At 63.8% G+C, this 13,031-nt stretch carries 8 protein-coding genes; 3 read left to right on the forward strand and 5 right to left on the reverse strand.

The window, feature by feature from the left end; genetic code table 11:
- Positions 1–343: 343 nt before the first annotated feature.
- Positions 344–3,031 (reverse strand): alpha-ketoglutarate dehydrogenase, encoded by a 2,688-nt coding sequence (gene mdeB / locus ELS24_RS07560; protein ID WP_127183771.1) that lies wholly within the window; start codon positions 3,029–3,031, stop codon positions 344–346.
- Positions 3,032–3,249: 218 nt separating this feature from the next.
- Between mdeB and ELS24_RS07565 the strand changes: the two genes are divergently transcribed.
- Complete coding sequence (locus ELS24_RS07565) at positions 3,250–5,295, forward strand: OPT family oligopeptide transporter (protein ID WP_050449828.1); 2,046 nt, start codon at positions 3,250–3,252, stop codon at positions 5,293–5,295.
- A gap of 100 nt (positions 5,296–5,395) precedes the next feature.
- Here the strand turns inward: ELS24_RS07565 and ELS24_RS07570 are convergent, their stop codons facing one another.
- The 4 genes from ELS24_RS07570 to puuE all read right to left on the reverse strand — a co-directional run bounded on the left by ELS24_RS07570 (position 5,396) and on the right by puuE (position 11,090).
- Positions 5,396–6,901, reverse strand: a complete 1,506-nt coding sequence (locus ELS24_RS07570; RefSeq protein ID WP_050449827.1) for a nucleobase:cation symporter-2 family protein — start codon at positions 6,899–6,901, stop codon at positions 5,396–5,398.
- 218 nt (positions 6,902–7,119) lie between these two features.
- Positions 7,120–8,349 (reverse strand): M20 family metallopeptidase, encoded by a 1,230-nt coding sequence (locus tag ELS24_RS07575; RefSeq protein WP_127183772.1) that lies wholly within the window; start codon positions 8,347–8,349, stop codon positions 7,120–7,122.
- A 6-nt stretch (positions 8,350–8,355) separates the two neighbouring features.
- Complete coding sequence (gene uraD, locus ELS24_RS07580; protein ID WP_127183773.1) at positions 8,356–10,134, reverse strand: 2-oxo-4-hydroxy-4-carboxy-5-ureidoimidazoline decarboxylase; 1,779 nt, start codon at positions 10,132–10,134, stop codon at positions 8,356–8,358.
- A gap of 11 nt (positions 10,135–10,145) precedes the next feature.
- Positions 10,146–11,090, reverse strand: coding sequence for an allantoinase PuuE (puuE, locus tag ELS24_RS07585; RefSeq protein WP_127183774.1), 945 nt, complete (start codon positions 11,088–11,090; stop codon positions 10,146–10,148).
- A 167-nt stretch (positions 11,091–11,257) separates the two neighbouring features.
- Between puuE and uraH the strand changes: the two genes are divergently transcribed.
- Positions 11,258–11,608 carry a hydroxyisourate hydrolase gene (gene uraH, locus ELS24_RS07590; RefSeq protein ID WP_127183775.1) on the forward strand — a complete coding sequence of 117 codons (351 nt, stop codon included), beginning with the start codon at positions 11,258–11,260 and terminating at the stop codon, positions 11,606–11,608.
- A gap of 216 nt (positions 11,609–11,824) precedes the next feature.
- Positions 11,825–13,030, forward strand: a complete 1,206-nt coding sequence (locus tag ELS24_RS07595; RefSeq protein WP_127183776.1) for a urate hydroxylase PuuD — start codon at positions 11,825–11,827, stop codon at positions 13,028–13,030.
- The last annotated feature ends 1 nt before the right edge of the window (position 13,031 follow it).

Consider the following 13,031-nt stretch of genomic DNA (forward strand, 5'->3'; position numbering starts at 1 on the left):
TGCAGTGCAGCGATCAGGCGTGTTTGATCAAGAACGGGTCGGATTATGTTTAGGTGGCGACGGGTTCCCTGTCGGTCAGATGATCGGCTCCCGGGGGATGGGCGTTCGGTTCCCATCGGTCAGATGATCGGCGCCCATCGAATCGTAGGATGGGTGTAGCGCGCGATGGTCGGCACAAGAACACGGTGCGGACCGCGCGAAACCCATCAGGCAGCGGCTGAACAACAGACGCAATAGGCAAGAAAGCTGTGGCTGCTCTGTTCAAGAATTCCACCGGTGCTTGATGGGTTTCGCGCGATTGATGGTGGGGTTCTTGTCTCGGCCATCCCGCGCTACACCCATCCTACGAATTCCAGGGTGGGGTTTTGCGGGTGCGGGTGTTCAGCTTGTTGCGCAGCTTGTCGGCGTCTGCTTGCCGGCCCAGGCTGTCCAGCGCGTAGAGCGTGATCCAGTCGGCGCTGACTTCGAAGAAGTCGCGCAGTTGCGCGCGGGTGTCGCTGCGGCCAAAGCCGTCGGTGCCCAAGGTGCGATACGGGGCCGGCACCCAGGCGCGGATCTGTTCGGGCACGGCGCGCACGTAATCAGTGGCGGCGATGACCGGCGCATTGCTGTCGCCCAGGCAGGTGCGGACCCAGTCCGCGTCGCTGGCCGTGTCCAGGCCCAGCACCCGCGCACGTTCGGCTTCGCGGCCGTCGCGGGCCAGTTCGGAAAAGCTGGTGACGCTCCAGACCTCGGCGTCCACGCCGTACTGCTCGTGCAACCGCTCGGCCGCCATTTCCGCCTCGCGCAGCATGGGGCCCGCGCCCAGCAAGCGCACTTCCGCTTGCTTGCGCGCGGCGCGCAGGCGGTACATGCCGCGCAGGATGCCTGTGCTGATGCCTTCGTCGGCGGGCATATCGGGCTGCGCCAGGTTTTCGTTGGTGACGGTCAGGTAGAAGAATTCGTCGCGCTGCTCGTCCAGCATGCGGCGCATGCCGTGTTCGACGATCACGGCAACCTCGTAGGCGTAGGCGGGGTCGTAAGCGCGGCAGTTTGGCACGGCGGCCGCCATGATGTGGCTGGACCCGTCCTGGTGTTGCAGCCCCTCGCCGCCCAGCGTCGTGCGCCCGGAGGTGGCGCCGATCAAGAAGCCACGGGTGCGCTGGTCGGCGGCGGCCCAGATCAGGTCGCCGATGCGCTGAAAGCCGAACATCGAGTAATAGATATAGAACGGCAGCATCGGCAGGCCGTTGACCGAGTAGCTGGTGCCAGCGGCCGTCCACGACGAAATCGCCCCGGCTTCGGTGATGCCTTCCTCCAGGATCTGGCCGTCGTGCGCTTCGCGGTAATACAGCACCGAGCCGATGTCTTCGGGTTCGTACAACTGGCCTTGCGCGGAATAGATACCGATCTGCCGAAACAAGTTGGCCATGCCAAAGGTGCGGGCTTCGTCGGCCACGATGGGCACGATGCGCGGCCCCACGGCGCCGTCCTTGAGCAGCGCGGTAAGCATCCGCACGATGGCCATGGTCGACGACATTTCCTTGCCGTTGGCGGCCAGCGCAAAGCGCGCCCAGTGTTCGAGAGGCGGCGGCGTCAGGCGCGGCGCTTCGGTACGGCGGCGGGGGATGTGGCCGCCCAGCGCGTTGCGGCGCGCCTGCAGATGACGCAGTTCGGCGCTGTCTTCGGCGGGGCGGTAGAACTTCAGCGCCAGGCAGTCCGCGTCCGAGATCGGCAGGGCAAAGCGATCACGAAAGGCCAGCAAGGCCTCGTCGTCCAGCTTCTTCTGCTGGTGCGTCGTCATCTTGCCCTGGCCCGCCGCGCCCATGCCGAAGCCCTTCTTGGTCTGGGCCAGGATCACGGTGGGCTGGCCGCGGTGATTGGCCGCGCGGTGATAAGCGGCATGGATCTTCACCATGTCGTGGCCGCCACGATGCAGGCGGTCGATGGCCTCATCGGTCCAGTCCGCCACCAACGCGGCCAGTTCGGGGTGTTGATTGAAAAAATGCGCGCGATTGAATGCGCCGTCGTTGGCGGCAAAAGTCTGGAATTGGCCGTCCACCGTATTCGAGAAAGCGCGGGCCAGCGCGCCGTTGGTGTCGCGGGCAAGCAGGGCGTCCCAGTCGCTGCCCCACACCAGTTTGATCACGTTCCAGCCGGCGCCCGCGTACAGCGTTTCCAGTTCGTCGATGATGCGGCCGTTGCCGCGCACCGGGCCATCCAGCCGTTGCAGGTTGCAGTTGACGACGAACACCAGGTTGTCGAGCTTCTCGCGCGCGGCAAGCGTCAAGGCGGCGATGGATTCCGGCTCGTCCATTTCACCGTCGCCAAAAATGCCCCAGACCTTGCGGTCGCTGGCGGGCGCAAGCGACCGGTGCTCCAGGTAGCGCATGAAGCGCGCCTGATAAATCGCGTTGATGGGGCCGATGCCCATGGACCCGGTTGGAAATTGCCAGAAATCAGGCATCAACCAGGGGTGGGGGTAGGACGACAGCCCGCGCAGGCCACGCCCGGTAGCCGTGATTTCCTGGCGGAAATGCGCCAGGTCGTCTTCGCCCAGAAAGCCTTCAAGAAAGGCGCGGGCGTAGACCCCGGGCGCGGAGTGCGGCTGCATGTAGACCAGGTCACCCAGGTCTTCGGCGGATTGCGCGCGGAAGAAGTGGTTGAAGCCCACTTCAAACAGGTCGGCGGCGGAGGCATAGCTGGCGATGTGGCCGCCCAGCTCGCCATGCGCCTGATTGGCGCGCACCACCATGGCCAAGGCGTTCCAGCGGTTGATGCCGGCGATGCGTTCTTCCACGGCCAGGTTGCCCGGAAACGGCGGCTCTTGGCTGGCGGGAATGGTGTTCAGGTAGGCGGTGCGGGTCTGGCTGTTGGCGCGCAGCCCCAGAGACGCGGCGTGCCCCAGCAGGCTGTCCAGCACATAGCCCGCGCGCCCGGCGCCATCGGCGTGAAGCAGCGATTGCAAGGCGTCGCGCCATTCGGCGGTTTCCGTGGGATCGGCGTCAGACCCGGTGTGATGGCCGAGGGCGGGGTGGCTCGCGTCGCGCATGGGTGTTGTCTCCTGTTATCGCTCAATGCTAGACCTGTGTGGGTGGCATGAGTCATCAAATTCACAGGGAGATTTTCGGGATTTCAGCATAATCTTTTGCCGATGTTTCCCTTGCCGGCAGCTTCTGCGGCCTAACGGCGCTTACTCGTGGTGACCACTGGGTGGACGCCAAAGCGCTAGAATGCGCGGTTTATCCGCATTCACAACGGGAGACTTCAATGACTCAACCCGTCAGCGTCCCGGCAAACGTCACGCTACCGGAACTGACGTTCCGGGGCATTTTGCTGGGCGCCCTGATTACCGTGATCTTCACGGCCTCGAACGTCTTCCTGGGGCTGAAGGTGGGCCTGACGTTTTCGTCCGCCATTCCGGCGGCGGTGATTTCGATGTCGGTGCTGCGCCTGTTCAAGGACGCCAACATCCTGGAAAACAATATGGTGCAGACGCAGGCCTCGGCGGCCGGCACCCTGTCGTCCATCATCTTCATCCTGCCGGCGCTGGTCATGATGGGCCACTGGCAAGGCTTCCCGTTCTGGCAGACGCTGGGCATATGCGCCGCGGGTGGCATGCTGGGCGTGATGTTCACCATTCCGCTGCGCCACGTGATGGTGGTGCAAAGCAAGCTGCCGTACCCGGAGGGCGTGGCGGCGGCCGAGATCTTGCGCGTGGGCAGCGCCGAACGGGCGCAAGATACGGCCGAAGGCAAGGCCTCTGGAAGACCTGCCGCCACGGGCATGGGCGATATCGTCGCGGGCGGCCTGGTGGCCGCGGTGGTCAGTTTTGCGGCCAACGGCTTGCGGGTGCTGGGCGATAGCGTCAGCGGCTGGTTCGCGCTGGGGGGGGCGGTGTTCCGGCTGCCCATGGGCTTTTCGCTGGCGCTTCTGGGCGCGGGTTACCTGATCGGCATCGTGGCGGGCCTGGCCATGCTGACCGGCCTGATCATTTCCTGGGGCATCGCCGTCCCCGTGCTGACCGCAATGGGCGACATGCCGGCCGGTCAATCGCTGGCGCAGTACGCCACCGGCCTGTGGGCGTCGCAAGTACGCTTCATTGGTGCGGGCGTCATCGGCGTGGGCGCAATCTGGACGCTGGCGACCTTGTTCGTGCCCATGGCGCGTGGCGTCAAGGCCTCGTTCTCTGCGTTGAGCAAGGCCGGTGCGGCCCGCGCCGGTCAGGCGCCGCGCACCGAACGCGACCTGTCGGCGGGCTGGATTTCGATCGTGACGCTGGTGCTGGTGGCGGTCTTGGTCATCACCTTCCAGGTGTTCCTGGCGGGCGCGCCCTTGTCAGCCGGCGCCATCTGGAAGCTGGTGGCCTACGCCGTGCTGTTTGCCTTTGTCTTCGGCTTTCTGGTGGCCGCGGCCTGCGGCTACATGGCGGGCCTGGTGGGGTCATCGACCAGCCCGATTTCGGGCGTGGGCATCGTGGCCATTGTGTTGGTGTCGCTGTTGATGCTGACACTGGGCGGCGAATTGCTGCAGGCGCAGAACGGCGTGCAGATGGCGATTGCGTTGTCCATCTTCAGCACCTCGGCCGTGGTGGCGGTGGCGTCCATTTCGAATGACAACTTGCAGGACTTGAAGACGGGCTGGTTGGTTGGGGCGACGCCGTGGCGCCAGCAGGTGGCGCTGCTGATTGGCTGCGTCGTGGGCGCGGCGGTGATTTCACCCGTGCTGGACCTGCTTTACAACGCCTACGGTTTCGCGGATGCGATGCCGCGCGAAGGCATGGACCCCACGCAAGCGCTGTCGGCGCCGCAGGCCACGCTGATGCTGGCAATTACGCGCGGCATTTTCACGCATCAACTGAATTGGACGATGATCCTGATCGGCATGGCCGTAGGCGTTGCGCTGATCGTGGTGGACGAAGTTCTCAAGCGGACCTGCCGCGTGGCGCGCATGCCCGTGTTGGCCGTGGGCATCGGCATCTATCTGCCGCCAACCGTGGCGGCGCCGATTGTCGCGGGTGCGGTGCTGGCGTGGTTGCTGGAGCGCGCATTGCGTCGCCGTGCCGCCGCGGCGGGAACCCCGTATGAGCAATTCGCTGATGCGGCGAACCGTCGGGGCGTGCTGATCGCCTCGGGCCTGATCGTGGGCGAAAGCCTGGTGGGCGTGCTGATGGCGGGGATTATCGGCGCGGCGGGGACCGATGCGCCGCTGGCGATCGCGGGCGAAGATTTTTCGGTCACGGCGTCTTACCTGGGGCTGGCCGTCTTTGTCTTGGTGGCGGTGCTGTTCTGGCGGCGGGTGATGCGCCTGGCTTGATATAGCTGGCAGGCCAGGCAAGGCTTGCCACGCTCCGGTACAGCCTGAATGCATTGCGGCCGACCCTATCCGGGACCGGCCGCAATGGTCCACAACCTGCTCAATGTTCCTCGGCTTGCAGCGCCGCGGCGATGATGGCGCGGTCGTCCTGTTTGGCTCCGTTCAAAAACAGGTTCAGCAGCACGGCCGATAGCGACGCCAGCAGAATGCCGGACTCAATCAGCGTGTGCAGCGAGTGTGGCATCCATTGTTTGAAATTGGGCGCGATCAGCGGCACCATGCCGATGCCGATCGACACCGCCACGATCATGGAGTTGTGGCGGTTGCCTTTGAAGTCCACACCCGACAGGATGCGGATGCCGGTGGCGGTGACCATGCCGAACATCACGATGCCGGCGCCGCCCAGCACCACGGTGGGCAGCGATTCCACCAGCGCGGCCATCTTGGGCAGCAGGCCCAGCACCAGCAGGATGATGCCGCCCGCCACGCACACGAAGCGGCTTTTCACGCCGGTCACCGCGACCAAGCCCACGTTCTGCGAAAAGCTGGTGTAGGGGAAGGTATTGAAGATGCCGCCGATCAAGGTGCCCAGGCCATCGGTGCGCAGGCCGCGCGCCATGTTTTCCTGGCTGATCTCGCGGTCGGTCATTTCACCCAGCGCCAGAAACATGCCGGCGGATTCGATCATTACCACCACCATGATCAGCGCCATGCTCAGGATCAACATAGGGTCGAACCTGGGCATGCCGAAATGGAAGGGCAGCACGATATCGAACCAGTCTGCCTGGCCGATTTTCTCGAACGTCATGATGCCGGTGGCCGCAGCCACGATGGCGCCGATGACGATACCCAGCAGCACCGAGATGTTGGCGATGAAGCCGCGCGTGAATTTGACGATCAGCAGGATGGACGTCAGCACCAGCACGGCGATGCTGAAGCCGGTCAGGTCCGCATAACGCGGGTTGGGCATCGACGGCATGATGGCAAAGCCCTGGGGCACGGGCGGGATGGCGCTGCCCGGCGAGGTAACGTCCGCCAGCCATTTTGCGTAGATGGGGTCCACGATGACGGGCGCGGTAGGGCCGGACGGATTGCCGAATACCCAGTTGATGCCGACCCGCATCAGGGTGATGCCGATGACGGTGATGATGGTGCCCGTTACCACGGGCGGAAAGTAGCGCAGCATGCGGCTGATCATCGGCGCGATCAGGATGGAGATGATGCCCGCCCCGATGATGGTCCCGAAGAGCAGTTGCGCCCCGCCCGGGCCGGGGTTGGCGTTGGCCATGGCCACCATCGGGGCCACCGCCGCGAACGTGACGCCCATCATGACGGGCAGTTTGATGCCGAACCACTGCGTGGCGCCCAAGGTCTGGATCAAGGTCACCAGGCCGCAACAGAAGAGGTCGGCCGAGATCAGCATGGCGACTTCGTCGGGCGTCAGGTTCAAGGCGCGGCCAACGATCAAGGGTACGGCCACCGCGCCGGCATACATCACCAGCACATGTTGCAGGCCCAACGCCGCCAGCTTGCCCGAGGGCAGACGCTGGTCAACGGGGTGGAGATCTTGAGACGCGCTGGATGGCGCGGGCGATGCAGCCTGCATGGGAAAGTCTCCTGGCGGAGTGAAATGTCGGTCGGGAAAATCCTGAAAAGCAGTTCTTGTGTACGGGGAATGTATACAGGGTGGGGCGGTTCTCGAAATAGAGGAAAACCCGCATCAAATAGACATTATTGGTTACGTTATGTAGGAATTATCAGATTTACGGCAGCACGAAGCCTGACGCCGCGACTGGCGCCGCGTCAGGCTTGAGTTGCGGGAAATCAGACCGGTTGAAGCAGGTCCGACAAGGTGCGCGCGATGACCTTGGTGGCCCGGCGCAAGTCTTCCAGCACGACGCGTTCGTCGTTGCGCTTGGCGTGTGATTCCAGCACGGTGCGCGGCCCGGCACCGTAGATCACGCCGGGAATGCCGGCTTCGGCGTACAGGCGTACGTCGGTATAGAGCGGGGTTCCCATGGCGGGAATCGCTTCGCCAAAGAGGGCTTCACCATGTTTCTGGATGGCATCGACCAGCGGCTGGTTGCCCGGCAGCGGACGCATCGAATTAGCCAGCAGCAGGCGTTTGATGTCGATGGTGATGCCCGGCGTGGCAGCGGCCGCCTCTTGGATGATCCGGCGGATATCCGCTTCCACTTCCACCGCGTTTTCTTCCGGGATCATGCGCCGGTCCAGCTTGAAGCTGACCTTGCCGGGCACCACGTTCGTGTTGGTGCCGCCTTCAATGCGTCCGACATTCAAATAGGGATGGCTGATGCCGGGTACTTCCGACGTAATGTCCTGATAACGCGCGTTTTGTGCGTACAACGCATTCAGGATCTTGACCGCGCCCTGCAGCGCGTCCACGCCAGTGGATGGAATGGCGGCATGCGCCATCTTGCCGTGCACGGTCACTTCCATTTGCAGGCAGCCGTTGTGCGCGGTGACCACTTCATAGCTGAACCCGGCGGCGATCATCAGGTCGGGCTTGGTCAGCCCTTGCGACAACAGCCAGCCCGGCCCCAGCAGGCCGCCGAATTCTTCGTCGTACGTAAAGTGCAGTTCGATGGCGCCATGGCTGGGCTTGGCAACCGCTTCCAATGCGCGCACGGCGTAGGTAAAGCTGGCGAAGTCGCTTTTGCTGACGGCGGCGGCGCGGCCGTACAGGCTGCCGTTTTCGATTTCAGCACCATAGGGGTCGTGCTGCCAGCCGTCGCCGGGGGGCACCACGTCGCCGTGGGCGTTCAGCGCCACGCGCCTGCCCGGGCCGTACTCGCGCCGCACGATCAGGTTGGTGATCGATTCCATGCCGTAGTCCCGCACCTCTTGCATGGGGACGGCGTGCGCTTCGGCATCAAATCCCATTTCCTTGAGCAGTTCGGCGGTGCGGACCGCGTGCGGGGCATTGTTGCCAGGCGGCGTGTCGGTGGGTACGCGCACCAGCGATTGCAGGAAGCGCACCTGCTCGTCGAAGTGGTCGTCGACCCAGGCGTCTAGTCGGGCGTAGTCGGTCATGGCGTTTTAGCGTTTGATGTCGTTGGCAAGATCGTCCAGCAGGCCTTGCATGGCTTGCGCGGCCAACTGGATGTCGTCTCGGGTGGTGGATTCGCGGGGGTTGTGGCTAATGCCGTGGTTCTGGCCGCGCACGAAAAGCATGGCTTGCGGCATGACTTCGTGCAGCTTCATGGCGTCGTGCCCGGCGCCGCTGGGCATGCGATGCACCGGCACGCCGAGCGCGTCGACGGCGCGTTCCCAGCGCTGTTGCCACGCGGGGTCGCTGGGCGCGGCGGCGGCGCGCATGGTTTCTTCAAGCGCATAGCGCAGGCCGCGGCGTTGGCAGATGGCGTCAAGTTCGGCCAGCACGTCGTTCACCAGCGCGTCGCGCTGCGGATCGCTGGGCGCACGCAGGTCCAGGCTGAAACGGCATTCGCCCGGCACCACATTGATGGACCCGCTGGGCACTTCCAGCATGCCGATGGTGCCCACCGAATCGCCGTCACGCGCCGCGCGCTGTTCTACATATAGAGCCAGTTCGGCGGTGGCGGTGGCCGCGTCGCGGCGTCGGTTCATGGGCGTGGTGCCTGCATGGCAGGCCATGCCGAAGATCTGCGCCTGATAGCGCACGCTGCCGTTGATGGACGTGACGATGCCCAGCGGCAAGCCCATTTCGTACAGCACCGGCCCTTGTTCAATGTGGACTTCAACAAAGCCCAGATAGCGCGACGGGTCGCGTCGCAGCTTGGGGATGTCGTCAATGCACAGGCCGGCATGCAGCATGGCGTCGCGCATAGTGACGCCCTGGGCGTCTTGCTGGTCCAGCCATTCGGGTTTGAAGTGGCCGATCAGCGCGCCGGATCCCAGGAAGGTTGCGCGATAGCGCTGGCCTTCTTCTTCGGCAAAGCCGATCACTTCCAGGTGGTAGGGCAGGCGGCGGCCCTGGCGGTGCAGTTCGCGCACGCAGGCCATGGGCACGAAAATGCCCAGGCGCCCGTCGTATTTGCCGCCGTTGCGGACGGTGTCGTAATGGCTGCCGGTCATCAGCGTGGGGGCGTCGGCGCGGTCGGCGCGGTAGCGACCCACCACGTTGCCCACGGCGTCGATTTCAACTTCGTCAAAGCCGCAATCGCGCATCCAGTGCGAAATGCGTTGCGCGCAGGCGCGGTGCGCCTCGGTCAGATAGGTGACGGTAAGCTGGCCCTTCTCGGCGTAGCCGGGGTCGCTATGGATGCTGAGGCGTTCCTGCCAGTCCCAGATGTCGTTACCCAGGGTCAGGTCCACGCCGAACTTATCCGCCAGGCGGATTTCGACGATGCGGTGGATGTTGCGCAGCGCTTCCTGGCGTTCAACGTCGGGCGGGTTATCGAGCCGGCGCGCGAATTCATCGCTGATCTGCTGGCGAGTCAGACCCGTGCCGCGCGCCCCGCGCACGGCCAGGATGAAGGGGAAGCCGAAGCGTGTGTTGTAGTCGGTGTTCAGTTGCTGCAGGCGCGCCAGTTCGTCGGGCGAGCAATGCGTGAGCCCCGCCTGGTCCTGTTCGTTGGTGGATTCCGCCGTCAGGCTGTTTTGCAGCATGGCGCGGCCGGCCAGTTCCGGGTGCGAGCGAATCAATGCCAACTGCGCTTCGATATCGGCCTGGTCCAGCACCTGCCGCATCTGGTCTTGCAGATGCGCCAAGGACCGGAAAGGGCGCGCCGCCAACGCTTGCCGCGCGATCCACGGCGAATGTTCGTACAGGCCGTCAAGAATGGCTAGCGCTGCCTCGGGCGTGGCGGCATTGAGTTGTTCCAGCGTATGGGGCATGGTTGTCGCGCTCAACGGGTGGGTTGGTAGGGATGAGTGGCTTTCCAGTGCCGGGCGATATCCAGGCGGCGGCACACCCAGACGCGGTCGTGGCTGCCGATGTGGTCCAGAAACCGCTGCAACGCCGTGATGCGGCCCGGACGCCCCAACAGCCGGCAATGCATGCCGATGCTGAGCATCTTGGGCGCTTCGTCGCCTTCGGCGTAGAGCACGTCGAAACTGTCCTTCAGGTACTGGAAGAAAGGGTCGGCGTGCGAGTAACCCTGGGGCAGGGCAAAGCGCATGTCGTTGCAGTCCAGCGTGTAGGGCACGATCAATTGCGGCACGACTGCGCCATCGCTTTTTTGTACCTGCATCCAGAAGGGCAGGTCGTCGCCGTAGTAGTCGCTGTCGTATTCGAAACCGCCGTAGTCCGCCACCAGGCGGCGCGTGCGGGGGCTGTCGCGCCCGGTGTACCAGCCCAGCGGCCGCGTGCCCGTCAACTGCGTGATGGCGTCCATGCCTAGGCGCATATGTTCGCGTTCGGTGGCTTCGTCCACGTTCTGGTAGTGCACCCAGCGCCAGCCATGGCAGGCAATTTCGTGGCCCAGCTCGGTGAATGCCGCCGTCAGTTCGGGGTGGCGCTGCAAGGCCATGCCCACGCCGAATACCGTCAGCGGCAGTTGCCGCTTTTCGAATTCGCGCAGGATGCGCCACACACCGGTACGCGACCCATATTCATAGATGCCTTCCATGCTGAGATGGCGGTCGGGGTAGCTGGCTGGGTTGAACATTTCCGACAGGAATTGTTCGGACCCGGGGTCGCCATGCAGCACGCTGCTTTCACCGCCTTCTTCGTAATTCAGCACGAACTGCACGGCGATGCGCGCGCGCCCGGGCCATTGCGCATGGGGCGGGTTGCGGCCATAGCCGATAAGGTCGCGGGGATACGGAAGCGTGGAATCGTAGGTGTTCATGAATGGATGGGCACAAAGCCGATGAGCGCGGCAGGGCGCAAGTGGGCGGACGGTTTCATGATGGGCTAAACAATAGCTGGAAAGCAATTGGCTGTATACAATTTATGTACATCATTAAGGATAACCATAAGATCATCGGGCGCACCGTCTGATGCACAGGAGACACCATGGGACTGACCACGCACGTACTCGACACCATGCACGGCTGCCCGGCGGAAGGCATGGCCGTTGCGCTGTATTCCACCGACGGCCCTTCGGCCGCGCTGCTTAGCCGCTTCACGTTGAACCACGATGGCCGCAGCGAGAAACCGCTCTTCAACGATGCCGAACTGAAGGTAGGTACGTATCGGCTGGTGTTCGATGTGGCCGCTTACTTCAAGGCCCGCGGCGTGGCCTTGCCCGAGCCCAATTTCCTGAATCTGGTCAGCCTGGATTTTGGCGTGGCGCATGCCGATCAGCACTATCACGTGCCCTTGCTGGTCAGCCCCTGGAGCTATTCCACCTATCGTGGATCGTGATGGCCCGATGCGGGCATCAGGGTATTCCTGATGCCAGGACGGCCCGCCTTCCATAGCGTTGTGAACAAAACCTGCATACAATTTCGCGGATCTTGATCGCAGCGGTGCGGGGCTTATCAACCAGGCCTTGTGCGCGATCTATCTTCTGCTTACAGCGCCCGCGGTGGTAGGCAGTGCGGCGGAGCCTATCAAGGCCCGCCCACTGCGGGGGCGTGAATGGAAAGCTACTACCTGGATTGGGTCAACCTGTTGCTGCGTTGGGCCCACATCATTACCGGCATCGCGTGGATCGGCACCTCGTTCTATTTCGTGATGCTGGACAACAGCCTTGAAAAACCGCAAGACGCCGAGTCGCTCGACAAGGGCGTGGGCGGCGAGCAATGGGCGGTGCACGGCGGCGGCTTCTACAACATGCAGAAGTACGCGGTGCAGCCCAAGAAGCTGCCGGAACATCTGCATTGGTCGTTCTGGGAAAGCTACAGCACCTGGATCACCGGCTTCGCGCTGTTCACCGTGTCGTACCTGTGGAACGCCAGTACCTATCTGATTGACCGGTCAAAAATGGATTGGCAGCCAGGCACCGCCGTGGCGGTGGCGCTGGCGTTCTTCGTTGTGTTCTGGATTGTTTACGACGGCATCTGTCGTTTGTTCGGCCGAGGCAAGCATGGCGACACCATCGTGGGCGTGCTGGTGGCGGTGTTCATCGCCATGGCGTCCTGGCTGGCTTGCCATTGGTTCGCGGGCCGCGCCGCGTTTCTGCTGGTTGGCGCGATGATGGCCACCACCATGAGCGGCAACGTGTTCTTCTGGATCATCCCCGGCCAGCGCAAGAACGTGGCGGCGATGCGGGCGGGCAAGCCGGTCGACCCGGTTCATGGTCAGCGCGGCAAACAGCGCAGCGTGCACAACACCTACTTCACGCTGCCGGTGGTGTTCACCATGATGAGCAACCACTACAGCTTCACCTATACCCATCACTACAACTGGATCGTGCTGCTGCTGATCATGCTGGGCGGCGCGGCGATACGCCAGTTCTTCGTGGTGCGCCATCGTTTCAAGCTGGGCAATGCGCGCAACCCACTGCCGTATGTGTTGATGGGCGTGGCGGTGCTGGGCTTGACCATTGTGTGGATGCGGCCCGCGCCCGTGGCGGCGTCGGCGGCGGTGGCCGCGCCCGCCGAGGTGGCGTTTGCAAAAGTGCGCCATGTGTTCGACCAGCGTTGCCTGCTTTGCCATGGGGAACAAGTGCAGATGAAGAACGTGCGCCTGGATTCCGTTGAGCAGATCGCGGTCCATGCCCAGGCCGTTTACCAGCAAGTGGTGGTGTCGAAAATCATGCCGATGGCCAATTCCACCGGCATGACCGACGATGAACGCGCGTTGATCGGCGCGTGGTTCCAGGCGGGAGCCAAGACCCAATAGC

Source organism: Achromobacter spanius, assembly GCF_003994415.1.
Classification (GTDB): Bacteria; Pseudomonadota; Gammaproteobacteria; order Burkholderiales; family Burkholderiaceae_B; genus Achromobacter; species Achromobacter spanius_C.